Origin of the sequence: Massilia sp. Root335 (assembly GCF_001425685.1) — a bacterium.
Taxonomy (GTDB): Bacteria; Pseudomonadota; Gammaproteobacteria; order Burkholderiales; family Burkholderiaceae_D; genus Telluria; species Telluria luteola.
On record NZ_LMCY01000001.1, the window covers coordinates 2,055 to 25,890 of the forward strand.

Sequence of the window (23,836 nt, forward strand, 5' to 3'; positions counted from 1 at the left end):
CGCACCCAGATCGGCGGTCGTGATGGCAGCGACCTGGGAGGTGGTCAGCCCGTTAATCTGGACCGTAGTCAAGGTACCGACCTGAGCCGTCGTCAGTCCTGCCACCTGCAAGGTCGTCAAGCCAGCCGAGATCTGGGCCGTGGTAAGGACAGCGAGGTTCGCCGTGCCGAACGCCGGCACCTGCGCCGTCGTAAAGGCTGCGAGCTGCATGGTCGACAATGCAGCGAAGTCGGCGGTCTTCAACGCGACGATTTGGGAAGTGGACAACGCCTGGATTTGGGCGGTGTCCATTCCGGTGATAACAGATGCCATGGTTGAACCTTTAAATATATTGAACGTTGTCCGGGTGATCGCTGCCCTGTCGCGCGAGTCCCACAAAATAGATTTCCGCAAGGATACATTTTTATGGTGCGCCTACGAATGCTTTACGGCAATAAACTGTAGAACTTAAGGTGTTTTCGGTTGTTTTTTCTCCACAGACACCTCGTCCGCAAGCCAATCTTGTATTTTCTACAACCACCGTCCGATGCAACAAATTACATGCGATGAGGAACCAACTTTATATGTTGTGTATGAAAAATTGATGTCACGCAAGATAAAGGCGACGGCAGCGGCCCATCCGTTAAGCCGAGCTGAGCAGTATTCCCGGCCGCAGCCTGGCGTTCCGGTATTGCGGGTCGATGTCGATGCGTCCGTCATAGCCAAAAACGCACGCCCGGGCCGGCCGGACTGCCGGAAGGATGCCGATGGATCGGCTGGACGTCGCCGCCGCGCGTCAAGCGACCACCGGCCGCCGGCGGGATCGACGGCGCCCAGGCCCGAAAGTGCGCCGCGGGCGCCATCGGACGGCCGCGCGGTAAACCACCACGACCCCTGCTGCATTATTCGTTCACCAATAAATGTCGGGCCGAAATGGGATTGGAAAGACAATAGATTTGTTCACATGGACGAACTTGATCCGCCGATGCGTGGCGTGGGACGCGCGCTGACAACACGTTCCGGCGTAAATGCTTGCCAGCCCGGCTTATTTACGGAATATTTACTTCTTTCAATTTTGCAATGATTGCCGTCGATGCCGAGCCTTTCCCGTCCCGCCTCGACCTTCGCGGCCCGCGCCGAGAAGATCCCCGCCGCGAGGACCCGCGCATGAAGACCACCGCGCGCGTGTCGCGCCTGTATGAAGTCATGGACCTGATGCTGGACTCGGTCGGCGACCCGCTCGCATTGAAATCGCTGGCGGCGTCGGCCAGCTATTCGTCGTTCCATTTCGACCGCATCTTCCGCGAACTGACGGGATTCTCGGCCGTCGAATACCAGCGCAAACGGCGCCTGCGCCGGGCCGCCCACCTGCTGCGCCACGAACCGGACGTGCCCATCGTACGCATCGCCCAGGATTGCGGCTTCCCGTCGAACGCGGCATTCGCCAAGGCGTTCAAGCAGCAGTTCGCGATGTCGGCCAAGGCGTGGCGCGAAGGCGGCTGGCGTCAATACATGGACCAGCAGGTCGGGCGCGAGAGCGACGTCAGCTTTTTTGTGGCCGAGCCGGACGACCTGGAAGCGATCCTGGCCCCGTACTGCCCGCCCGAGCCGGGCACGGTCGCCGCGCGCATCGCCGTGCGCAACCTGCCGGCGCTGACCCTGCGCTACCAGCGCTTCTTCGGCCAGTCCGGCGCGGCGCTGTCGTTCGCCTGCCACGACTTCATCCGCGAACGCGAAAAGGCCGACGGCGTGCCCGCCACGACCGCCTGGTACGGCGTGTTCGACGAAGATCCGGGTTTTACGGGCGAGCGCGAATACTGCTACGACTTCGGCTGCGCCGACGACGCGGTGCTCGATCCGGGCCTGGGCGTGCGCATCCTGCCGGCCGGCAGCTACGCCTGCCTCGACTTCGACGGCGAATGGCCGCGCTTCCGCTCGATGTACGAGGACTGGCTCGACAAGCAGGCCGTCTGGCGGCTGGACAGCACGAGGCCGCACATCCAGAAAGTCGAACGGGCGCTCGACGGCCGCTGGCGCGGCTGGCTGGCGCTGCCCGTCAAGAAGCGGTGAACGCGCGGATTACCAGTCGAAATCGTCCGGGATCTTGAAGTCCTTGTACGGATCGTCCTCGCCGGCCGCGACGGCCTCGGCGGCCTTGTTGACGCGCACGACGCGGTCCGGCGCGCGTTCCGCGATCTTGTCGGCGATCACGCGCGGCACCAGCTCGAAACCGCCTTCATGGGCAACGATGGACAGGCGCCCGGCCACCAGGTGGTCGCGCACGGCGGCGGACACGTGGATGCGCTCGATCTTCGTGCCGATCGTGAAGTTGTAGGCGACGTCGAGGCTGCCCTTGCCCTTGGGCTGGCGGTTCACCTGGATCATCTGCGCGATCTGCGCCTGCACGGCCTTTGCCGCCGCGGCCGCGTCGCGCTGGGCATTCAGCGCGCGGGCGCGCTCGGCCTGCTGGCGCTGGGCCTCGAGCGCGGCCTCCTTCGCCTCATTGACGCTCTGCACGCCGGTGCGGCGCTCGATCTTTTGCTGCTTGACCTTTTCCTGGTTGGCGACCTTGACCTTCTTCTTGTCGACCAGCCCGGCCTTCATCAGCTGCTCCTGCAGGGAAACCATCTCAACTCCATCAACGATCCTGGGAATCCTCCAGCATAGCAAACCTGACGGCTTCGCAACAGCGGTCGATCAGCCGCCGGCCTGATCCAGGAAGAAGCGCAGCATTTCGGCCGACGCGTCCGGGCCGGCCGCATCGGTATAGGAACCGGCCGGATCGCCGCCCGCCCAGGCGTGGCCCGCCCCGTGCACGACCCAGTGTTCCGCGACCACGCGCCCGGCATCGTCCAGCGCCGTCGTACGCGTGTGGCCGCGGCCCGCGCCGGCGGCGCCCCGCTCCTCGAGCTCGCGCACGCCCACCTGCGTGAACTGGCGATACAGCGCCGCGCCGTTGGACGGATGCACGACCGCGTCCTGGTCGCCGTGGAACACGATCAGCGGCACCCGCCGGCGCAGCGCCTGGCTCTTGCCGCCCAGGTGCTTGCCCTTCATCGCGTTCAGGCCCGACATCAGGTCGCGCGCGGCGCCGACCGGCAGCCCGGAATGCACGCCGACGGCGGCATACAGGTCGGGATACGCGGCGCCCATGACGGCCGCCATCGCGCCGCCCGCCGACAGGCCGGCCACGTAGACGCGGCCCGGGTCGGCGCCGTGCTCGCGCAGGACGTCGCGCGTCATGCCGGCGATCAGGGACGGCTCGCCCTCTTCGCGCCGCTGGTGCGCCGCGTCGAACCAGTTCCAGCAGTTCGAACTGTTGGCGCCGCGCTCCTGGTCCGGATACAGCACGAGGCAGCCGTGCTCCTCCGCCAGCCGGTTCATCGCCGTGCCGGCCGCGAAATCGCCGGCGCTCTGCTGGCAACCGTGCAGCATCACGACGAGCGGGCGCGGCCCGGACGCCGCCCGCGCCGGCACATATAGACGGTAGCGGCGCGTGCCGGCGGCGTTGCCGAACGAGCCTGCCAGGAACTGGCCGGGCGCCTCCGGCGCGGACCGTTGCGGACGCGCCCAGGGCGCACCGTGCGGCGCGGCCGGGCGGCGCAGCCAGTCCGGTACGCCGTTCAGGTCGACGAACGGCGCGCGCGCGGCCGGTTCCGCCGGCGCTTGGACGCCCGGCATCAGGCCGGCGTTGCGCAGCACGTCCTGGATCAGCGCGGTGGCAGCAAGCGGGTCCTTGCCCTGGCCCGAGCGGACCGCGCCCAGGATGTTGTCGACAAATCGTTCATAGGGTTTCATGGTGTTCCTTCAAGAATGGATGCGGTCCGCGAGCGCGGACTTGACGGCGGCCGGGGCGAAAAAGGCGCCCAGCACCTGGAGCGAGGCGATCGCCGCACGCGCCAGCTCGGGCGTGACGTCGTCGTCGATCGTGGCGAGGCCCAGCACGTGGATGTCGAGCTGCTCGCCGGCGGCGACGCTCGCCTCCAGCTCCGCCTTCGTATAACGCTGCATGCCCATGACGAAGCGCTTGCGCGTGACCGTCTGGCGGATCGCCTCGCCGTGCTGCTGCAACTGGTTGCGGATGGCCGTGCGGACGAAATCGGTACGGTTCGTATAAAAACCTTCCGCCACGAGCAGGTCCATCTGCGCGAGGTCGACCAGGCCCAGATTGATCGTGACCTTGTCCGTGTCGGGGAATTTGGGTTTCGTTTCGACGAGCTTCATGGCGTCTCCGTGGTATCTATACGCCCAATATACTCCAATTGGAGTATATCCGCCGTATAAATTTAAGCTGCCGATGGCTTTACGCGGGATAGCGTATAATGCGATTTCCGGATAGAAATCCGGTTCACCTCCGTTCCCTCCCACCCCTACGCCCCGGCAATCGCCGCGCGTCCCCGACGCGAGCAGCATGCCGGCCCGCCACGCCGCATCCGCACACGCGGATACCCACCAAAGGACCCCTCATGGCCAAAGAAGAACTCATCGAAATGGACGGCATCGTCCAGGAAATCCTGCCCGACTCGCGCTTTCGCGTCGACCTGGACAATGGACATAAACTGATCGCCTACACGTCAGGCAAGATGCGCCAGCACCACATCCGCATCCTGGCGGGCGACCGCGTAACGCTGGAAATGTCGGCGTACGACCTGAGCAAGGGCCGGATCACGTTCCGCCACATCGAGAAACGCAACGCGGCGCCTGCGCGCCGCCCGACGTACCGCCGCTGACCCGGCCGGCTTCAGTCCTGCCCGGCCGGCGCCGAACCACCGGCGCCGTCGGCGGGCGCCATGTCGACGAAGCGCGTCAGCACGAGCACCGGCAGCGCCGACAGCACCACCCACAAGAAGAAGTGACGATAGCCGAGCATCTGCTGGATGTCGCCGCTGACCACCTTCGACAGCACGAAACCCAGCTGCATGAACCCGGACCCCAGCGCGTAGTGCGCGGTCTGGTACCGGCCGGGGGCGATCACCTGCATGATGAACAGGATCATGCCGACGAAGCCGAACCCGTAGCCGAACATCTCCATCGACAGCGCCGCCGTGACCAGTCCCAGATTGGATGGCTGCATCGTGCTCAGGTACCAGAACACGAGATTCGGCACGTTCATCGCGAGGATCAGGACGAGCATCGCGCGCCTGAGCCCCACGCGCGACGTGAACCAGCCGCCGAGGATGCTGCCGACGAGGAAGGCCGCGGTGCCGGCCGTGCCGTAGATGGCGCCCACTTCCTGCGTCGAGAGACCGAGGCCGCCGATCGCGCGCGCGTCGCGCAGGAACAGCGGGCCGATCGTCTGCACCTGCCCTTCCGCGAGGCGGAACAGCAGGATGAACACGATGCCCATCCAGATGCCCGGCTTGGCAAAGAACGCGCGCACGACGTCCACCAGCACGTCCACCGTGCCGCGCACCGAGGCGCCTGCGGCGGCCGGCGTGAGCGTCCCGGGCAGCGCCCACGCGTGATACAACCCGAGCCCCGCCAGCAATGCGCCCAGCAGCCCGAACACCGTGGCCCACGCGGCCGGCGCGCCGATGCGCTGTTCGAGGAAGCCGGCCAGGATCACGAGGCCGCCCAGCGACAGGAATTTGGCGCCGTTGAAGAACGCGCCCTGCCAGCCGGCATACGCGGCCTGCTGGCGCGCGGACAGGCTCGCGATATACAAACCGTCGGCCGCGATGTCGTGCGTGCTGGACGCGAGCGACACGAGGCCCAGCAGCGCGATCGCCAGCCCGAACCACGCGGGCAGCTGCAGCGCGAGCGCGAGGGCCGCGAGCGCGATGCCGCCCGTGACCTGGAGCACGACGACGACGCGCTTCTTGCTCGGCGCCAGTTCCAGGAAGGGACTCCACAACGCCTTGAACACCCAGGCCAGTCCCAGCATGCCGGTCCAGCGCGCGATCTGCTCGTTGGGCACGCCCATGCTCTTGAACATCAGCCCCGCCACCAGCGCGACGCTGTAGAACGGCAGGCCCTGCGCGAGGTACAGGGAAGGCACCCACGCGAGCGGATGGCGGCCGTGCCTGGGTCCGGCGGGTGTCAGGTGATCGGGGCGGATGCTATCCATGGGGGTCCAGTGCAATGACGACGGTTGCGCTCTTGCGGCCGCGCGTGTCGAAGGTGGCGACCTTGAACACGGCGCAATCAGGCCCGGCTTGCACAGGCCCCGTGTAGCGCGGGCTGGCGGCATCGGGCTCGCTGCCGTCCAGAGTGTAATGCAGCGCGAGGCCCGGCAGGGCCACGTTCGCGTGGAACGTCCGGCCGAGGGCGACGGCGCCCGGCGGCGGCAGGCGGTAGCCGTAGGCCAGCGGCGCGCGGTCGAGGCGCGCGAGTTCGCGCTGGCCGAGGCGGTTGGCGAATTCGTTCCAGGCGGCGTCCATCGCGGCGGCGCGCGCGGACGCATCCTCGATCGCGCACCAGAGCGGATCGGGCGCCCACGCCCGTTCCGCCAGCGCCACGAGGCGCGGCGCGGCCAGGTATTCGATGCGGTCGCGCGTGCGGGCGTTCTCGCCCCACAGTTGGCCCTGCAGGCCGACGATGCGGCGCCGTCCTTCCGGCGTCAGGCGCGCCATCGCGGCCAGGCGTTCCGGCGGCACGGCCTGCCCCATCGGGTCGACGGCCGCGCCGGCGATCATGTCCAGCGGGCAGAAGCCGAACGCGTGGCGCGTCTCGACGAAGCCGGCCCAGTAATAGCCCGGCTCCTGCGGATCCTTGGCATACGCAAGATCGAAGTACAGGTTGGCGGCGTTCGCCAGCACGACGTCGTAGCCGGCGTTGGCGAGGCGGTACGCAACGTCTTCCTTGCCCGAGCCCCACGCGTTGTTCCACGCATAGACCTGGAAGCCGGGCCCCGCGAATCCGGGCTGCGGCTGCGGCGTGGCGTTGCCGTCCGCCGCAGGGCTGTCATACGCCAGCGCCGTCTCTTCCCAGCCCGCGAACACGAGGCCGTGGCGCGCCAGGATCGCGCGGCAGCGGCCGACGAAGTCCGCGTGCAGCTGCCCCACGTGCGTCCAGCCCCGTTCGCGCATCAGGGCCTGGCAGCGCGGCGATCCTTCCCACGCGCCCGGCGGCACTTCGTCTCCACCGGTGTGGATCGTGCGCAGCGGCACGCCGGCCTCGCGGTACAGCGCGGCCACGTGGGCGACGACGGTGTCGATGAAGCGGTCGACGGACGGCAGCGCGATGCAGATCACGTTGTCGCGCCACAGCTGCACGGATTCGTAGACGGACGCATCGTACGGATCGCTCAGCAGGTAGCGCTCGGCGCCTTCGACGTCGCCCTGCGCGCGCAGGCGGTCGTGGCGCGCGCGCATCGCCAGCACGGCCGCGCGCGCGTGGCCCGGCATGTTGAATTCCGGGATGACCTCGATGTGGCGCGCGTGCGCGTACCGCAGGATCGCGATGAAATCGTCCGCGCCGTAACAGCCCGTGCCGGAGGAAGTGGCCACGTCCGCGCCGGAGCCGAACGACGGCGGCAGGCTGCGCGCGTCCGGCGCGATGCCGCGCCGGCTGCCGATGTCGGTGAGTTCCGGCAGCGCGTCGATGTGCAGGCGCCAGCCCTCGTCGTCCGTCAGGTGCAGGTGCAGCCGGTTGAGTTTATAGCGCGCCATGCAGTCGAGCAGGCGCTGCACCGTCGCCACCGATGCGAAGTGGCGCGCCACGTCGAGCATCAAGCCGCGGTAGCCGAAGCGCGGCGCGTCGAGCACGCGGCCGCACGGCAGGGTGCCATCGATGTCCAGCAGCTGGGCCAGGGTCTGGATGCCGTTGAACACGCCGTGCGCGCCGGCGCCGCGCACGAGGATCGTGTCGGGGCGGATGTCGAGGAGGTAGGCCTCCGGCCCCTCCGCCGCGACCGCGGTGACGGCCGCCGCACCGGTCTCCAGCAGGATGCGCGCGCCCTCGCCTGACGGCAGGCCGTTCAGGAGTGCACGCAGCAGCGCCGCTTCGCCGGCCAGCGCGCCATCCGCCATGATGCCGCTCGCGGTCGACAGGCGGCAGCGCTCCGCGCCGAAGCGCGCCGAGACGGGCGTCGGCGTGATGCGGCCGACGTCCTCCGGCGGCAGCAGGCGCAGGTCGCCGTTCTCGCGCCAGCGCCAGGCCGCGTCGGCCGGCGGCAGCACGTCGCGCGCATGGCGCTGCAGCTGCTCCGGCCGCGCGAACGGGACAATCTCCGGGTCGCCCAGGTCGACCGTGCGGCCGTCGGCCTCGACGAGGTAGAAGCCGAGCGGCGCGTCCGTCACGCTGATGGCCCAGAACCGGGCCTCGTAACGCACGTCGATCGTCTCGCCCGGCAGCCAGGCCGCGCCGCCGGGACGGCGCAGCGCGAACAGGTCGCCGTTGAGATGTTCGACGTCGAAGCCCGCGCTCACGCTGCCGGGCAGCACGCGCCGGCAGGCGTTGAAGTACACGGTCCATCCCGGGGCGATCGGCACGCCCGACACGTTGGTCAACGTCAGCCGCGCCGCGAACACCTCGTCCGCGACGAGATTGGACACGCATTCCCACGACGCCGCGATCGCGGCGCCGTCCAGCTTCTCCCGTTGCGGCACGATCAGAGCTTGCCGCGCAGGCCGAGGTAAAAGGTGCGGCCGTTCGAATAGAAGGCGCGCGGCTGGTCCTTGTTCTCGGCGTACATCTTGATCGTCTCGTTGGTGAGGTTCAGCGCATCGAACGTCACGGTCAGGTGTTCGTTCAACTTGAAGTTCACGGACGCTGCCAGCGACGGCATCGAATCGACGTGCTGGCTCGCACCCCGGTCGACGCCGGCCTTGTACGAGGAACGGTAGCTGTATGCCAGACGCGCGCTGAAGCGGTCGTCCTCGTAATAGCCCGTCACGTTGTACGTGTTCTTCGAGGCGTTGAGCATCTCGCCGCCGCCATCCAGCTCGCCGTCGGCCCACGTGTAGTTGGTGAGCACGCCGAAGTTGTTCCACACCGGCTGCTGCCAGGACAGCTCGATGCCCTTGTTGGTGGCGCTCGTGTTGTACGGCGACGTGATCTGGTAATCCGTGAACGCGCCTCGCTTGTTGTTGTAATAGCTGCCTGTGCTCGTGCCCTGCGCGACGATGGAGCTGAAATCCATGTAGAACAGCCCGGCCGACAGCATCGCCTTCGGCATGTAGTACCACTCGGCCGCCAGGTCGTAGTTGACGGAGCGGATCGGATCGAGCTTGACGTTGCCGCCGCTGCCCGACAGCGCGTCGTCGTTCAGCGACACGGAGCCGCCCAGCGCGCTGTAGTCGGGGCGCGCCATCGTCTTGGCGACGCCGGCGCGGACGACCAGGTCCTGGCGCACGTCGAATTTCACGTTCGCGCTCGGCAGGTAGTCGCGGTAGGTGCGCTCGTACGTCGTCGGCGTGTACGGGCCGAAGGCGGAACCGGTGATCGGGGCCGTGCCGCCAGGCAGGTTGACCACGGTCGTCTGGCGCGTCTCGACGGCGCGCAGGCCGAAGTTGCCGCTCCAGCCGTCGCCGCCGATATCGGCCATGCCGTACAGCGCGGCCGTCTTCTCGCCGACCTTGAATTCGTCGAGCCAGTTGTGGCGCAGCGTGAAGTCGAGCAGGCGGTTGCCCGGCACCGCGCCCCAGGCACCGAGGGCCGCGCCGTCGTACTTGAAGTAGTTGTTGTAGACGCTGCCGCCGAGGTCCGAGCCGAAGTCGGACGGGTACATCTGGCCGCTCCACGCCGGTCCCGGATTCGTGAAGCCGTTCGGGCCCGGACGGGTTTCCAGCGGGTGCTCGGCGGTGCGTTTATGATCCGTCCAGCGCGTGCCGAAGCGCACGGCCTGGATCCACGGGTTGTCGTGCAGGCGCCATTCGCCGTCGATCTGCGCATATTTTTCCTTGTCGACCGACTGCGCTTCGCCGCCGCCGGCCCACGCCGTCGATCCCGGCTTGGTCGTGTTCCCGCCCGGGTAGCTCACCGTGGCCGGCGTCATGCCGTTCAGCGCGTACGTCATGCCGCCGTCGACGTTGTTCTGGTAGTAGACGTCGGCGTGGTCGTAGCCCACGCCGTGCGTGCGACCCAGCTTGCCCGTGAAGTTCAGGTCTTCCGTGGCGCGCCAGCGGCCGTTCAGGTCGATGTACCACGATTCGCCGCCGGCATCCGGACGGTAGATGTTGTCGACTTCGCCCGAGTTGCTCGAGAACGCCGCGCCGACGAGCGTGCCGTTGCGGATGACCGGGTTCGCGGGAATCAGGCCCGCGCTGTTGATGGAATTCGCGGGCGCGGCCAGCCAGTTGGTGTTCTGGTGCGGGGCCTTCAGCTTCGAATAGAAGCCGTTCAGATCGACGCCGACGTCGCGCGACGGCTTGGCTTCGATGTCGAACGCGCCGCCTTCACGCTTCTTCTTTTGCTCGAACAGCGCGGCGCCGATGAAGGTCGGGACCTTCACGCCGGCAAGCGCCGGATTCGCGATGGCGGCGGCGCTCGTCGCGCCGATGGGGGTGTAGCCGAGGATCTCCTGGCCGTCGCGGCGCACGCTCTGCTTTTCCGAAAAGCCCTGCAGCAGCACGCCGAAATTATTCGCCGGGTTCTTCCAGCTCACGAGGGCCGATACCTGCGGCTCGGTCTTTTTCGCGAGGTCGTTGTAGTTGGCCTGCACGGACGCTTCCACCGTCAGCGGCTGGCGGAAGTCGAGCGGACGGCGCGTGATCACGTTGATGGCGCCGGAGACGCCGCCTTCGACGAGATCCGCGGTGGCGCTCTTCTGCACGACGACGGAGCCCACGAGTTCCGACGGCAGCAGCGAGAAGCTCGACGAACGTCCCACGTTGCCGCCGTACTGGTTCAGCACGAACCAGTCGCCCGTGCTGATGGCGTGGCCGTTGAACAGGGTCTGCTGCAGGCTGGGGCTCGTGCCGCGCAGGCTGACGCGGTCGTTCTCGCCGAAGCCGCCTTCGCCGCCGGCGGACGACTGCGTGTTCACGCCGGGCAGGCGCTGGATCGCGTCGGCCACGTTCTTGTCCGGCATCTTGCCGATATCCTCGGCCGTCACCACCTCGACGACGGCATCCGCATTGCGCTTCTGGCGCAGCGACTGTTCCAGTGCGGCGCGCACGCCCGTCACGATCACGGTCTGCGTGCCCTTCACATCGTCCTGTGCCTGCGCCTGGGCGGCAATGCCCATCACCAGTACCGTCACCGCGCTCGCGATCGCAGTGCGCGCAACCATTTTCCGTTCCATCTGCTGTCTCATGTGCTCTCCCAAAACTGTATCGATCAAAGAACTATTCCAGTTTCGAATTCGTGGACGCTGCAGCGTCTCTCGTCTTCGTATGGGGCGCATTGTCTCGTTGAAATTCCGACCATGTTTGTCAAATCTTGCTATCGCGAACCCGTGCGTCATATTTTCGACACATGGGCGGGATAGCCAAAACTTGCAGACAAATGGACGAAAAACGGCTATGCGCGCGCGACGTTCAGCGCCGGAAGATCCACAGCAGCAACGAGACGACGATGGAGACGATGAGGCAGGTGACGATGGGGAAGTTGAAGCTGAAGCCCGCGCGCACGATGTGGATGTCGCCGGGCAGGCGGCCCAGCGGCAGCCGGCGCAGCCAGGGCCAGGCGAGCCCCGCGGCGAGCAGCACGAGGCCGAGGACGATCAGGAGTTTTTGCATGCTGCCAGTCTAGCAGGCGCAGGTCGCAAAACGGCAGTGCAACGCGCAGCAGGTTTGGCGACGTTCCCTTTCGTACCGCCCGAAAAATCTGGTTGGGATAGACTTCCCCTCAGCCTGTATGGCCCCGGCGGGGCCTACATCTCGATTGCAACTTTGGATAAAAAGGGGAAAGCATGACTACCACCTGGATCGTATCCGCCGACGCGGGCCGCGCCCGCATCTTCGCCGAATCGGACCCGAAGCAGCCCTACATCGAAGTCGAGGACATGGTCAGCGCCAATGCCCGCCTGCGCGACGCGGACATCAACACGGACCGGATCGGCGCCACCGCGGCCGGCCAGAGCATCCACAGCACGGGCGGCGCCACGCCGAACAAGCAATACCAGCCGGCGCAGACGCCGGAGCAGCACGACGCCGAATTCTTCGCCAGGGACATCTGCAACTTCCTGCTCAAGGCCTGGCAGGAACAGCGCTTCCAGAAGCTGGAACTGGTGGCCGAGCCCAAGTTCCTGGGCGTGCTGCGCGGCCAGCTGGACAACCAGCTCAAGCCGCTCGTCGACCTGGAACTGAACAAGGACTACAGCCACTGCAATGCGCACCAGCTGCGTGAACAGTTGCAGGCGCAAAAGACCAAGTTCTGACGCCGCGCCCGGCGCCCGCGGGTTCAGGCGCCCGCGCTGACGGGATTCAGAAGGTTTCCCAGCCGTCGGCACCGGCCGGTGCCGGCGTGCGCGCGATGGCCGGCTGCGGCCTGGCCTTGTTGCGCTGCGTCCGCGCCGATGCCGGCGCGAATGCGGGCGCGCTCGCCTGGTCCAGCTTGAACACGCTGACCGCCTCGGCCAGGCTGCGCGCCTGATCCTGCATCGATTCCGTGGCCGCCGCGGCCTGTTCGACGAGCGCCGCATTCTGCTGCGTCACCTGGTCCATCTGCAGGATCGCCGCGCCGACCTGTTCGATGCCGGCGCTCTGCTCGCCCGACGCGGCCGAGATCTCGGCCATGATGTCCGACACGCGGCGCACGCTGGCCACGACTTCCTGCATCGTCGTGCCGGCCTCGCCGACGAGGCGCGAACCGGTGGCGACCTTGTCGACCGAGTCGCCGATCAGCTCCTTGATTTCGCGGGCCGCCGCCGCCGAGCGCTGGGCCAAGGTGCGCACCTCGGTCGCCACGACGGCGAAGCCGCGGCCCTGCTCGCCCGCGCGCGCCGCTTCCACGGCCGCGTTCAGGGCGAGGATGTTGGTCTGGAACGCGATGCCGTCGATGACGCCGATGATGTCGACGATCTTCTTCGACGACGCGTCGATGGCGCCCATCGTCGCGACGACCTGGGCCACGACGTCGCCGCCGCGCACGGCCACGCTGGACGCCGACGCCGCCATCTGGTTGCCCTGCTGCGCATTCTCCGCGTTCTGGCGCACGGTGCTCGTCAATTCCTCCATCGACGACGCGCTCTCCTCCAGCGCGCCGGCCTGCTGCTCGGTGCGGGTCGACAGGTCGTGATTGCCGGTCGCCACCTCGACGGCGGCGGTGGCGATGGTATCGGCGCCGCTGCGCACGCGCGCCACCAGCGCGTTCAGGTTCTCGTTCATGGTCTGCAGCGCGGCCATCAGTTCGCCCGTCTCGTCGCGGTTCACCGCCTCGATCCGGCTCGACAGATCGCCCCGCGCGACCGCGTTGGCCAGTGTGACGGCGCGGCGCAACGGACCGGTGATGCTGCGCGACAGACACCACGCCAGCGCCGCGCCCAGCAGCACCGCCACGACGCCCACGCTGCCCAGCAGCAGGCGTCCGCGCGCCGCGACGTCCTCGACGTGCGCCTTGGCGTCGTCGAAACCTTTTTTCTGGTGCTCGGCGAGCGCGTCCGCCGCCGCCTCGTACGCGCTGAGCGCCGGATTCATCTCGGCATCGGCCGCGCGCTCGATGGCGGCCGCGTCGGCCGTGCCGCCCTCCTTGAGCGCGAACAGCTTCTTGCGCGCCACCGTGTACGCCTTGCGCTGCGCATTGAGCTTCGCCAGCAACGCCGTGCCTTCCGCGCTGGCGACGTCGCGCTGCAATGCCTTGTCGATGTCGGTGATGTCGGCGCTGTTCGCTTTCATCCTGGCGTCGATCCGCGCACGATCGTCCGCATCCACGGCGCGCAACCGGGCTTCGGTCAGGGCACGGTTGATGCGGGTGTCGGCCAGCCAGCGGTCGGCCAGGCGGGTCTTGCGGATCGAGGCATCCATGTCGACGGTCGCGCCGACCACCTCCTGCAGGCGCAGCGTGCCGACGACGGTCAGCATCGCCGCGAGCGCCAGCACGACGGCGAACGCGAGGCCGAGCCGGGCTCCGATTTTCAGGTTCTGGATATTCATGTGCACCTCGACGGAAACGATAAAACTGCGCAGTGACGCTGCGCGCGAAAGCTGCGGGTGCGCGCGGCGGGTCGTGGCGGCGGCCGAAGCGGTGACCGGGGCGCGGATCGGGCCCGACGGAAGACGCCTGCGTGGGCGCGGCCGTGTCACAATTTGATGATACACGCGATATTTACCCATGGAATAGTTAGTTGCGGCATCGCAACGCTATTTCGTCGAGGAATGAAGCACCCCCAGTCGGTATATAGTTAAGATCCCAGATTCCGCTTTGCTACGGGCTTGCCATGTCGGTTTCCTTCCTGTCATGACGGACTACGCACCGTCCGCCGCACCGGCCAGCCTGTCGCGCCGCTTCGCGATCGCGGCCGCGATCCTCGCGGCGACGTCCGTGCTGCTGATCGCCGGCGTCTCGTTCTGGCTGATCGACTACCAGCGCGCGCAGGCCAACGCCCTGCTGCAACAGCGCGAAGTCGCCTTCCATGCCTCGACGGTCGGCCACAACCTGGAATCGGTCGTCACGCGGCTGCAGGAAGTGGGCGCCAGCCCGATCCTGGCGACGGCGCTCGCCGACGGCGCCGGCGCCGGCAAGGCAACCTATCTGGCGCCGTTCCTGGACGGCCTGCGCGAGATGAACGGCATCCCGCTGCAACTGCTGTTCACCGATGTCGAGGGCAAGAAAATCGCGGACAACGGCGTGCCAGGATTCACGCCGGCCGACCTGGGCTGGCTGCGCACCAGCCTTGCGCACGGCACCGAGCGCGCCGCACTGCAGGCCGGTCCCGCGGGCGCTGAACTGATCGGCGTCGTCCTGCTGCGCCACGCGGGCACGCGCACGCCGCAGGGCGCCCTGATGTACAAGATGCGGGTGGCCGACCTCAAGCCCGTGCCCTGGGCCATCCTTGCCGCCGCGCCCGCGCAGGCGTCCGCCGGCGCGCACGAGATCGCGGCGGCCGTGCCGCTGCCGCCGCGCCTGGCCCAACTGCGCCTCGTGCTGCGCGAGGACGAGCGCCGCCTGCCGCTGCCGCTGGAGACGGCCGGTCCGCACTACCTCCTGATCATCCTCGTCGCCTTCTTCCTGGCGCTGGTCGTGTTCATCCTGGCGTCGCGGCTGGCGTTCGACCTCACGCACGACCTGCGCCGCCTCGAGACGTTTTCCGCGAGCCTGGGCGACGACATCGGCAGCCAGCGCGCGCCGCTCGACGGGTCGCGCGAGGTCGTCAGCCTGGCGCGCGCGCTGAACCGCATGCTCGACCGCCTGTACGAACAGCATGCGCGCCTGGAAGCGGAGCGCCGCAAATTCCTGCAGCTGGCGAACAACGTCCCGCAGCTCGTGTGGATCGCCGGCCCGGACGGCAACATCGTCTGGTTCAACGACCGCTGGCACGAATTCACGGGCAGCCCGCCGGGCAGCGTCGGCGCGGACGAGTGGCACCGCTACCACGATCCCGAAGTGCTGCCCCAGGTGATGCGGCGCTGGAAGGAAGCCCTCGCCAGCGGCAACATGGCGCAGATGACCTTCCCGCTGCGCGGCGCCGACGGCCGCTACCGCAGCTTCTTCACGTCGGTGGCGCCGCTGCGCGACGACGGCGGGCGCATCGTCCAGTGGTTCGGCACCTGCACCGACGTCACCCCGCTGGAACGGGCGGAACGGGCCGTGCGCTACAGCGAGGAGCGCCTGCAGCAAGGCCTCGTCGCCGCGCGCATGGCCGTGTGGGAGCGCGATCCGCACAGCGGCAAGGTGAGTTTCTCGGCCAATCTGCAGAGCGTGTTCGGCAAGAACTGGCACAACGTCGCCGAGCTGCAGAAACTCGTCCATCCGGACGACCGCCAGCCCCTGCGCGACACCGTCAAGCAGGCGATCCGCGCCGGCGGCGAATACCGCGCCACGCCGCGCATCCGCCGCGCCGACGACGGCCGCCTGGCCTGGATCGACATGCGCGGCCGCCTCGGCCTCGGCGCCGACGGCCGCAGCACCGTCGTGCACGTCGTGGCGATCGACATCACGGAGCGCAAGCGCGCGGAAGAAGCCCTGCAGCTGGCCGACCAGCGCAAGGACGAATTCCTCGCCATGCTTGCGCACGAGCTGAGGAATCCGCTGGCGCCGATCTCCAGCGCGGCCGACATGCTGCGCCTGGCCTATGCGGGCGAGCCGCGCGTGAAGCAGATCAGCGACATCATCGCGCGCCAGGTCGCCCACATGCGCCACCTGGTGAACGACCTGCTGGACGTCTCGCGCGTCACGCGCGGCCTCGTCACCGTGGCCCGGCAGGCGCTCGACCTGCGCCGCGTCGTCGTCGAGGCGGCCGAGCAGGCGCGCCCGCTCGTCGACGCGCGCCGCCACGTCCTCGACGTCCGGCTGGGCGAGACGCCCGTGATGGTGGACGGCGACCACACGCGCCTCGTGCAGGTGGTCGCGAACCTGCTCACCAACGCGGCCAAGTACACGCCCGAGGGCGGCCGCATCGAGGTGGAACTGGAAGCCGCCGACGGCCAGGCGTTCCTGGCGGTGCACGACGACGGCAACGGCATCGCCCCCGACCTGCTGCCCGTCGTGTTCGACCTGTTCACGCAGGGTTCGCGCACGCTCGACCGCGCCCAGGGCGGCCTGGGCCTGGGGCTCGCGCTTGTGCGCAAGCTCGTCGAACTGCACGGCGGCCAGGTCGACGCCGCCAGCGCCGGCCCGGGGCGCGGCAGCACGTTCACCGTCACACTGCCGCTGCTGCCGCAAGATCCGGCGGCCGGTGCCGGTTCCGCAGCCGGCGCACGGGACGCGGCCGGTTTATGATGGCGCGGACGAACCGTCTCTCACATCGAAGAACCGATCCATGCACACCACCCACGACCGGCCGCGGAGCCGGACATGATCGTCCGCGACCGCCCCTCCGCCCTGCGCCTGTTCTTCATCCTGCGCGGATCGGTCCTGCCGCGCATCTGGATGCACCTCGCGGTCAGCACGCTGCTGGCGCTGCTCGTGACCTGGACCGACGGCCAGCTCGGCCACCACAAGCTGCATTTCACGACGACGCCGTTCACGCTGATGGGCCTCCCGCTCGCCATCTTCCTCGGCTTTCGCAACAATGCCGCCTACGACCGCTACTGGGAAGGCCGCAAGCAATGGGGGGAACTCGTGCTGCGCAGCCGCTGCCTCGCGCGCCAGTGCCTGTCGCTCGTCGCGCCCGGCGCGGCCCGCGACGGCGCCGCACCGCAAGCGCGCATCGTGCGCCGCGCCATCGCGTATGCGCACGCGCTGCGCCACCGCCTGCGCGACGTGCCCGATGGCGCGCCCGACGCCGACGTCGCGCCCTGGCTGGAACCGGCCGAATGGGAACGCGTGCGTGCGCTGCCCAACGTGCCGTACGCGCTGATGCTGGAAATGGGAACGGACCTCGGACACTGCCTGCGCACGGGCCGCCTGGACGCCTGCCTGGCGCCGTCGATCGACGCGAGCCTGTCGGCGCTGACGGCCGTCGCGGCGTCCTGCGAACGTATCCGCGGCACGCCGATCCCGTTTTCGTACACGCTGCTGCTGCACCGCACGGCCTATCTGTACTGCTTCCTGCTGCCGTTCGGCCTCGTCGACACGATCGGCTACCTGACGCCGGTCGTGTCGGCGATCGTGGCCTATACCTTCTTCGGCCTGGACGCGCTCGGCGACGAGCTCGAGGAACCGTTCCGCGCGTCCGACAACGGCCTGCCGCTCGAGGCCCTGTGCCGCACGATCGAGATCGACCTGCGCACGGCGCTGGGCGACCGCGACCTGCCGCCCGCGCTGCTGCCGGAAAACTACCGGCTCAGCTGAACTATTTGACGTCGAGCTGGAACGGCGCGGCCGGCAAGTCGTCGGCACCGAACAGGTTCACGAACGGCGCATCGGCCCAGGCATAGCGCACGCGCGTGACATCCGGCGTGGCGGCGCCGGGCAGGACGACCGTATCGCCGGCCACGCGCGCCTCGGCATAGCGGCAGGCCGTGCCCGCGCACACTTCGAAGCCGATGGCGCGGTCGGACGAATACGTCGCGAGGCCGCCGCCCGTGTCCTTGTACGCGATGACGATGTCGTTGCCGGTCCTGCGCGCCGACACGGCCGTCGGGCTGCCGGGCACCGTCTTCTCGCCGTACGCGACGGCCCGCGCCGCGCGCGCGAGGCGTTCGCCGACGATCGTCTTCTGGGTCGGGTGGATGTCGAAGCGGTCGCCCACGTCGAGCGTGACGGCGAGTCCCGCATGCGCATCGTTGGCGACGGCGTACGCCTGCGCGTCGCGCAGCTCGGCCCAGCCGGACTGGCCGGGCGCTTTCGCCGGCGCGCCGAACGACGTCAGCTGCACGACGAAGAACGGCAGCGCGGGCTGGCCGAAGCGCTGGCGCCAGTCGCGCATCAGCATCGGCAGCAGCGTGCGGTATTCCTGCGCCGCGCCCGCGTTCGATTCGCCCTGGTACCATGCCGCCAGCTTGAATTTATAGCCGACCAGCGGCGCGATCATGCCGTTGTACAGCGTGGTGAGGCTCGTCGGCACGTCCCACGGCGCCGGCGGCACGGACAGGCCTTTCAATGCGCTGCCGCGCGCAACTTTCCATGCGGCCGGCAGCGGGATCGCCTGGCCGTCCGCGAGGCCGATGGTGCGGCTGGACGGCGCGCCCGACATGCCGCCGCCCTGCCCGCCGCTCAGCACGCGCATGGCGATCACGTTGCGGCCCGGCCGGAACACGCCCGCGGGTACGGCGTAATCGCGCCACATCCAGGACGTGCTGGCGCCGCCCACGCGCACGCCGTTGACCCACGTGGTGTCGTAGGTGTCGACGGGGCCCAGGTGCAGCGCGTTCGCCGCCTTCGCCTGCGCCTGGGTCAGCGTGACGGTCGTGCGGTACCAGGCCACGCCGTCGAAATCCTTGAAGCCGGCCAGGCCGCTGTCCTTCCACGAACCGGTCGGCGTCACGGTCGGCCACGCGCTGTCGTCGAAATCGGTCGCGATCCACGCGCGCTGCGCGCTGGCATGCGGGTCGTGCGCGCGCCACCATGCCTCGTTGCGCGCCTCCTCGGCGCGCATGCCCGCGGCCGTATCGGCGCCGAGTTGCGCGACGGCGGCCACGCCGTCCTTGTAGTCGCCGAGCGTGCGCAGCGACTCGCCCCCGATCCAGCCCTGGATCGTCGTGCCGCCCCAGCTGGCGTTGACGAAGCCCACCGGCACCTTGTAGCTGCCCTGCAGGGAGCGCGCCATGTAGTAGCACACGGCGGAGGCGTCGCCGGCCGTTTCCGGCGTCACGACCTTCCACTCGACGGGGCCCTTGAGCTCATCCTGCGGCGTCGCCGTGCTGTTCTTCGGCACGTTCAGGAAGCGCAGCGTCTCGTTGCGCCCCGCGTACGCCGCACCGACGGCATTGGTCGACTGGCGCTGCGTGAATTCCATGTTCGACTGGCCGGAGCACAGGTACACGTCGCCGACCAGGATGTCGGCGCGGCTGACCGTCTGCCCGCCCGACGCCACGGTCAGCGTGTACGGCCCGCCCGCCGGTTGCGGCGGCAGCTGGATCTTCCATTTGCCGTGCGCGTCCGCGCTGCCGGTCACCGTGCGTCCACCCAGGGTCACGGCCAGCTTGCGGCCCGCGTCGGCCGTGCCCCACACGGCGATGGGCTGGTCCCGTTGCAGGACCGCGTGGTCGGAAAAGATGCGTGCCAGTCCGAGTTCGGCCGCCTGCCCGGGCAGGCAGGCGCAGCCGGCGGCGAGTGCCAGCAGGGGCACGGCCATCCGTGTTGTCTCCATCATGATTCCTCGTCGTTGTCGTTGGTGCACCATCCGGCCGGAGGCGGATGTTTGCGCAATCATTATTCGAAAGAAATCATGTTATACCAATGGGCGGCCGGGCTGGTAATGGTTGGTAAAAAAAAAGCTGTGTTCGCGTTATTTAAGTAAACAAGCACAGCAGCCCGCTGTTGGCGTTCGGAATATGGATGACCTCGGCAACCAGGTTCGGTTCGCCTGCCCCGATGCGAACACGGCCCAAAAGCTGTGTTGCAAGATGCCGCACCTCGCCGCGTGCAAAAAAAAAACGCCAGCTTGCAGGCTGGCGTCGTCCCTGCCGGCCGGGCCGGCCGGCCCGAACGATCAATAGCCGCGCTTGCCGTCCTGGCTGGTGCCGCTCGTCGTGCCGCTGGTGGTGCCGCTCGTTGTGCCAGTACCGCTCGTGCCGGTGCCGGTCGCGCTGGTGCCCGTGCCCGAACCCGAGCCGGTGCCGCTCATGCCGGAGCCGGACAGGCCCGTGCCGCTGGCGCCGGTGCTGCCGCTCATGCCGCTGGTGCCCGACGCGCCCGAGCCCGTGCTGCCGCTCATGCCGCTCGAACCGGAGGAACCGGTGCCGGTCGGCGGCGTGGTCGTGGTGCCGGTGCCGGTGCCGGTGCCCATGCTGCCGGAAGTGCCGGAGGTGCCGGAAGTGCCCGACGAACCGGAGGTGCCCTGGGTATCCTGGCTGCCGCTCGACGACGAGCCGGTGCCCATGCTCGAACCGCTGGTGCTGGAGCCGCTGCTGGTGGTGCCGCTGCTGCCGCTCGAGCCACTCGAGTGGCTCTTCTTGTGATGTTTTTTCTTGCTGTGTTTCTTCGTGGTCGCGCTGCCCGACGTCGCCTGGTCCTGCGCAGTCGCGCTGCTGCCCGTCGACGCGCTGCCGCTGGTCTGTGCCTGGGCGTTCACCGTGCCGAACATCGCCACCGTGACGGCAGCACCCAGCAGGCCTTTCAGTAACTTATTCATTTTCATGTCGCACTCCTGAGAGAATGGATTTGGGGCAAAAAACTCTGCAATATCAAGTAGATATTGTGGAGGCGGAGTTTAAAGAGATCGACGCGAAGGGTGCGCGCGTTAGCCTGACGGCAACAAAAAAAGGCCCCAAACGAGGCCTGTACAGAGGGAAAACGACGGATCGCGCTCGACGGTCAGTCGACGCCCGCCGCCTGCGCGGCCAGGGTGCCCATGCGGGTGTAGAGGTCGAGCACGTTGCTCTTGTCGTCCGGATAGACGCGATTCGACAGGAACACGTAGAACGCGCGCGAGCCCGGATCGACCCACAGGACGCAGCCCGTGAAGCCCGTGTGGCCATAGCTGCCGACCGGGAACACCGAGCCGCGCGGCCGCTTCGCATACGGCGAATCGATGTCCATGCCGAGGCCGCGCCTGGCGAGGCCCGGCGGCGACTGCACCGTCGTCAGCAGGCGCACGCTCTGCGGGCTGAGGATGCGCACGCCGTCCAGTACGCCACCGGCCAGCAGCATGCGGGCGTAGCGCGCCACGTCGCCGACCGTCGTGAACACGCCGGCCGAGCCGGCCACACCGCCCATGCGGCGCACCGTCGGATCGTGCACGACGCCGCGCAGGAGCTCGCCCGGCGCGAGGTCACCGTGCGCGCCCTTGCCATCGTCGCGCCCCAGCTGGGTCGGCGCGATCGCCTCGGCATCCACGCGGCGCAGCGGCAAATAGCCGGTGTTCTGCATCCGCAGCGGCGCAAAGATGTGGGACTGCGCGTAATCGTCCAGCGGCGTGCCCGTGACCTTCTCGACGATCTGGCCCAGCAGGATGTAATTGATGTCGGAGTAACGGAAGAACGTACCGGGCGCGTGCGTGACGGTCTGCTCGCACGCGAGCTTGTGTGCGGCCGCGCGGCCGCGCCAGTCCGGGTCCTTCGGCAGCCCGGCGGGCAGGCCCGAGCTGTGCGTGAGCAATTGCCGGATCGTGATCGTTTCCTTGCCGCCGTTCGCACACTCGGGGAAATATTTGACGAGCTTGTCGTCCAGGCCGATGCGGCCCTGCTCGGCCAGGACCAGCACGGACGGCGCCGTGGCCAATACCTTCGTCAGCGACGCGGCGTCGTACACGGTGGCCGTCGTGACGGACGCCGCGTCGTCGTCATACGTCAGGCGGCCGTAGGCCTGTTCGTAGACGGCGTCGCCATGCTCCAGGTGGAAGACGGCGCCCGGCAGCTTGTGCGCGTCGACGGCGGCATCGATGGCGGCGTCGATCTGCGGAAAGCGCCGCACGTCCAGCTGCGGCGCGTCGCCCGCGGGCGCGCGCGGCGCACGGGACGGCAAGGCACAGCCGGCGGCCAGCACGGCGATGCAGACGGCGGCCGGCAGGGTTCGGAAGGGCAGCGGGTAAATACGCATGGCGGGACGAAAAAAGATGACCACAGGACATGGATCGACCGGCCATCATAGGCAGCCCGCCAGGCGGGGTCAAGCGCAGGACAGCGCCGCGGCCCGCCGTTCCGGACCGTCGCGCACGCGAAAAAAAGGATCGGCGTATCATTTACCGATGACTGCATCCATGATTCCTTTCTCGATCCTCGACCTCGCCCCGATCACGGAAGGCAGCGACGCTGCCGAATCGTTCCGCCGCTCGCTCGACCTCGCGCAGCACGGCGAACGCTGGGGCTACCACCGCTTCTGGCTGGCCGAACACCACGGCATGCCGGGCATCGCCAGCGCGGCGACGGCGGTGCTGATCGCCCACGTGGGCAGCGGCACCTCGACCATCCGCCTCGGCGCCGGCGGCATCATGCTGCCGAACCATTCCCCGCTCGTCATCGCGGAACAATTCGGCACGCTCGAATCGCTGTTCCCGGGCCGCATCGACCTGGGCCTCGGCCGCGCGCCCGGTTCCGACCACGCGACGGCACGGGCACTGCGCCGCAACCTCGCGTCCGACGCCGACGAGTTCCCGCAGGACGTCGTGGAACTGATGGATTATTTTGCCGACGCTCCGCGCCGCCAGGTGCGCGCCGTGCCCGGCGCCGGCCTGAAAGTGCCCGTGTGGATCCTCGGCTCCAGCCTGTTCGGCGCACAACTGGCCGCGATGCTGGGCCTGCCGTACGCGTTCGCGTCGCACTTCGCGCCGCAGATGATGATGCAGGCGATCGAGATCTACCGCGCCAACTTCCGCCCGTCGGCCCAGCTCGACAAGCCGTACGTGATGCTCGGCTTTAACGTGTTCGCCGCCGACACGGATGCGGAGGCGCACTGGCGCGCGACGTCGATGCAGCAGGCATTCGTCAACCTGCGCAGCGGCCACCCGACGCGCCTGAAGCCGCCCGTCGAAGGCTATCTCGACCTGCTGGGCCCGGCGGAACGGGGCATGCTCGACGGCGTGCTGTCGTGCTCGGCGATCGGCGCGCCGGACACCGTCGAGCAGCAACTGAAAGCCTTCATCGCACGCACCGGCGCGGACGAGCTGATGATCACGTCGCAGATCCACGACCACGCGGCGCGCCTGCGCTCGTACGAGATCGCGGCGGCGATCCGGAACAAGAGCTGACGGACATTACCGTCGGCCGCAACGGTGATCTGGCGAACATTCAAGCGGCGCGGCCGCGGTTAGGCTGTCATCCATGGACGGCATTCGGCCGTTGATAGCATCATCCATTGGAGGACATATGAAAACCCAACTGCTCGCCGCAACCCTCATGCTCTCGCTCGCCTCGACGGGCGCCGCCTACGCCAAACCCAGCTGCGCGAAAGGCGCCATCGTCGGCGGCGTGGGCGGCCACGTGGCCGGCAAGCACGGCCTGCTCGGCGCCGCGGCCGGCTGTGCCATCGGCCACCACATGGCGAAGAAACAGGAACGCGAGCAACAGCGGCAGGCACAGGCCCAGGCCCAGGCCAATGCGCAGGCCCAGGCACAGGCGCAGGCCAATGCGCAGCAGCCGGCACCGCGCAAGTAAGCCGCTGCTTCTATCCCGTCATTCCCGCGCAGGCGGGAATCCCGGTTTGCCGGCAGATCGCGCGACTTCGGTCCCCGCCTGCGCGGGGACGACGATGCAACGCTGACCTACCGTCATTCCCGCGCAGGCGCACTGCTGTCCGGAATAAAATTCTTGACAGTTTCATCAGATGAGGCTCA

19 protein-coding genes are annotated in these 23,836 nt (G+C 68.3%); 7 read left to right on the forward strand and 12 right to left on the reverse strand.

All coding sequences use genetic code 11. From position 1 onward, the window contains the following. On the reverse strand, window positions 1-312 hold a 312-nt coding region (locus ASC93_RS31260), incomplete at its 3' end, for a hypothetical protein (RefSeq protein WP_162251777.1). A gap of 834 nt (window positions 313-1,146) precedes the next feature. On the opposite strand from ASC93_RS31260, the gene ASC93_RS00025 reads away from it, so the two are divergent. Then, on the forward strand, window positions 1,147-2,049 hold the full coding sequence (locus tag ASC93_RS00025; protein WP_056435170.1) for a helix-turn-helix domain-containing protein: 903 nt from the start codon (window positions 1,147-1,149) through the stop codon (window positions 2,047-2,049). Window positions 2,050-2,058: 9 nt separating this feature from the next. Here ASC93_RS00025 and ASC93_RS00030 read toward each other — a convergent pair whose 3' ends face one another. From ASC93_RS00030 to ASC93_RS00040, 3 genes are all read right to left on the reverse strand, one after another. Next, on the reverse strand, window positions 2,059-2,607 hold the full coding sequence (locus ASC93_RS00030; RefSeq protein ID WP_056435128.1) for a DUF2058 domain-containing protein: 549 nt from the start codon (window positions 2,605-2,607) through the stop codon (window positions 2,059-2,061). A 69-nt stretch (window positions 2,608-2,676) separates the two neighbouring features. After that, the gene (locus tag ASC93_RS00035) at window positions 2,677-3,777 is read right to left on the reverse strand and encodes a PHB depolymerase family esterase (RefSeq protein WP_056435131.1); all 1,101 of its coding nucleotides are present in this window, start codon (window positions 3,775-3,777) and stop codon (window positions 2,677-2,679) included. Between the two features lie 9 nt (window positions 3,778-3,786). Beyond that, window positions 3,787-4,203 carry a hypothetical protein gene (locus ASC93_RS00040; protein ID WP_056435134.1) on the reverse strand — a complete coding sequence of 139 codons (417 nt, stop codon included), beginning with the start codon at window positions 4,201-4,203 and terminating at the stop codon, window positions 3,787-3,789. Between the two features lie 242 nt (window positions 4,204-4,445). Between ASC93_RS00040 and infA the strand changes: the two genes are divergently transcribed. Beyond that, complete coding sequence (infA, locus tag ASC93_RS00045; RefSeq protein WP_056129853.1) at window positions 4,446-4,709, forward strand: translation initiation factor IF-1; 264 nt, start codon at window positions 4,446-4,448, stop codon at window positions 4,707-4,709. Window positions 4,710-4,720: 11 nt separating this feature from the next. Here the strand turns inward: infA and ASC93_RS00050 are convergent, their stop codons facing one another. The 4 genes from ASC93_RS00050 to ASC93_RS00065 all read right to left on the reverse strand — a co-directional run bounded on the left by ASC93_RS00050 (window position 4,721) and on the right by ASC93_RS00065 (window position 11,600). Further along, window positions 4,721-6,046, reverse strand: coding sequence for a hypothetical protein (locus ASC93_RS00050; protein WP_056435137.1), 1,326 nt, complete (start codon window positions 6,044-6,046; stop codon window positions 4,721-4,723). Next, entirely contained in the window at window positions 6,039-8,528 is a 2,490-nt protein-coding gene (locus ASC93_RS00055; RefSeq protein WP_229412479.1) for a family 20 glycosylhydrolase, read from the reverse strand. Before ASC93_RS00055 ends, ASC93_RS00050 begins: the two co-directional genes overlap by 8 nt. Window positions 8,529-8,530: 2 nt before the next feature. Next, window positions 8,531-11,152: a TonB-dependent receptor gene (locus ASC93_RS00060; RefSeq protein ID WP_229412480.1), complete on the reverse strand. Its 2,622-nt coding sequence runs from the start codon at window positions 11,150-11,152 to the stop codon at window positions 8,531-8,533. Window positions 11,153-11,399: 247 nt separating this feature from the next. Further along, window positions 11,400-11,600, reverse strand: a complete 201-nt coding sequence (locus ASC93_RS00065) for a DUF2905 domain-containing protein (RefSeq protein ID WP_056435142.1) — start codon at window positions 11,598-11,600, stop codon at window positions 11,400-11,402. Between the two features lie 173 nt (window positions 11,601-11,773). On the opposite strand from ASC93_RS00065, the gene ASC93_RS00070 reads away from it, so the two are divergent. Then, on the forward strand, window positions 11,774-12,241 hold the full coding sequence (locus ASC93_RS00070) for a host attachment protein (protein WP_056435145.1): 468 nt from the start codon (window positions 11,774-11,776) through the stop codon (window positions 12,239-12,241). A gap of 46 nt (window positions 12,242-12,287) precedes the next feature. Here the strand turns inward: ASC93_RS00070 and ASC93_RS00075 are convergent, their stop codons facing one another. After that, the gene (locus ASC93_RS00075) at window positions 12,288-13,955 is read right to left on the reverse strand and encodes a methyl-accepting chemotaxis protein (RefSeq protein WP_082547654.1); all 1,668 of its coding nucleotides are present in this window, start codon (window positions 13,953-13,955) and stop codon (window positions 12,288-12,290) included. A 304-nt stretch (window positions 13,956-14,259) separates the two neighbouring features. On the opposite strand from ASC93_RS00075, the gene ASC93_RS00080 reads away from it, so the two are divergent. Continuing rightward, entirely contained in the window at window positions 14,260-16,740 is a 2,481-nt protein-coding gene (locus ASC93_RS00080) for a PAS domain-containing sensor histidine kinase (RefSeq protein ID WP_056435148.1), read from the forward strand. 75 nt (window positions 16,741-16,815) lie between these two features. After that, complete coding sequence (locus ASC93_RS00085; protein WP_056435150.1) at window positions 16,816-17,754, forward strand: bestrophin family protein; 939 nt, start codon at window positions 16,816-16,818, stop codon at window positions 17,752-17,754. 1 nt (window position 17,755) lies between these two features. On the opposite strand, the gene ASC93_RS00090 is transcribed toward ASC93_RS00085, so the two are convergent. The 3 genes from ASC93_RS00090 to ASC93_RS00105 form a co-directional block, all read right to left on the reverse strand. Then, window positions 17,756-19,717 carry a sialate O-acetylesterase gene (locus ASC93_RS00090; RefSeq protein WP_056435153.1) on the reverse strand — a complete coding sequence of 654 codons (1,962 nt, stop codon included), beginning with the start codon at window positions 19,715-19,717 and terminating at the stop codon, window positions 17,756-17,758. Between the two features lie 339 nt (window positions 19,718-20,056). After that, entirely contained in the window at window positions 20,057-20,704 is a 648-nt protein-coding gene (locus ASC93_RS29340) for a hypothetical protein (RefSeq protein ID WP_082547655.1), read from the reverse strand. A 176-nt stretch (window positions 20,705-20,880) separates the two neighbouring features. Then, on the reverse strand, window positions 20,881-22,104 hold the full coding sequence (locus ASC93_RS00105) for a serine hydrolase (RefSeq protein WP_082547656.1): 1,224 nt from the start codon (window positions 22,102-22,104) through the stop codon (window positions 20,881-20,883). Window positions 22,105-22,264: 160 nt separating this feature from the next. Between ASC93_RS00105 and ASC93_RS00110 the strand changes: the two genes are divergently transcribed. Further along, a complete protein-coding gene (locus tag ASC93_RS00110) occupies window positions 22,265-23,251 on the forward strand; it encodes an LLM class flavin-dependent oxidoreductase (protein ID WP_056435162.1) in 987 nt (328 codons plus the stop codon). Window positions 23,252-23,369: 118 nt separating this feature from the next. Beyond that, window positions 23,370-23,657: a hypothetical protein gene (locus tag ASC93_RS00115; protein WP_056435166.1), complete on the forward strand. Its 288-nt coding sequence runs from the start codon at window positions 23,370-23,372 to the stop codon at window positions 23,655-23,657. The last annotated feature ends 179 nt before the right edge of the window (window positions 23,658-23,836 follow it).

Coding starts and splice junctions, on each gene's coding strand:
- ASC93_RS00025 (WP_056435170.1), top strand. CDS start 1,147: ATGAAGACCACCGCGCGCGTGTCGCGCCTGTATGAAGTCATGGACCTG.
- ASC93_RS00030 (WP_056435128.1), bottom strand. CDS start 2,607: ATGGTTTCCCTGCAGGAGCAGCTGATGAAGGCCGGGCTGGTCGACAAG.
- ASC93_RS00035 (WP_056435131.1), bottom strand. CDS start 3,777: ATGAAACCCTATGAACGATTTGTCGACAACATCCTGGGCGCGGTCCGC.
- ASC93_RS00040 (WP_056435134.1), bottom strand. CDS start 4,203: ATGAAGCTCGTCGAAACGAAACCCAAATTCCCCGACACGGACAAGGTC.
- infA (WP_056129853.1), top strand. CDS start 4,446: ATGGCCAAAGAAGAACTCATCGAAATGGACGGCATCGTCCAGGAAATC.
- ASC93_RS00050 (WP_056435137.1), bottom strand. CDS start 6,046: ATGGATAGCATCCGCCCCGATCACCTGACACCCGCCGGACCCAGGCAC.
- ASC93_RS00060 (WP_229412480.1), bottom strand. CDS start 11,152: ATGGTTGCGCGCACTGCGATCGCGAGCGCGGTGACGGTACTGGTGATG.
- ASC93_RS00065 (WP_056435142.1), bottom strand. CDS start 11,600: ATGCAAAAACTCCTGATCGTCCTCGGCCTCGTGCTGCTCGCCGCGGGG.
- ASC93_RS00070 (WP_056435145.1), top strand. CDS start 11,774: ATGACTACCACCTGGATCGTATCCGCCGACGCGGGCCGCGCCCGCATC.
- ASC93_RS00075 (WP_082547654.1), bottom strand. CDS start 13,955: ATGAATATCCAGAACCTGAAAATCGGAGCCCGGCTCGGCCTCGCGTTC.
- ASC93_RS00080 (WP_056435148.1), top strand. CDS start 14,260: ATGACGGACTACGCACCGTCCGCCGCACCGGCCAGCCTGTCGCGCCGC.
- ASC93_RS00085 (WP_056435150.1), top strand. CDS start 16,816: ATGATCGTCCGCGACCGCCCCTCCGCCCTGCGCCTGTTCTTCATCCTG.
- ASC93_RS00090 (WP_056435153.1), bottom strand. CDS start 19,717: ATGATGGAGACAACACGGATGGCCGTGCCCCTGCTGGCACTCGCCGCC.
- ASC93_RS29340 (WP_082547655.1), bottom strand. CDS start 20,704: ATGAAAATGAATAAGTTACTGAAAGGCCTGCTGGGTGCTGCCGTCACG.
- ASC93_RS00105 (WP_082547656.1), bottom strand. CDS start 22,104: ATGCGTATTTACCCGCTGCCCTTCCGAACCCTGCCGGCCGCCGTCTGC.
- ASC93_RS00110 (WP_056435162.1), top strand. CDS start 22,265: ATGATTCCTTTCTCGATCCTCGACCTCGCCCCGATCACGGAAGGCAGC.
- ASC93_RS00115 (WP_056435166.1), top strand. CDS start 23,370: ATGAAAACCCAACTGCTCGCCGCAACCCTCATGCTCTCGCTCGCCTCG.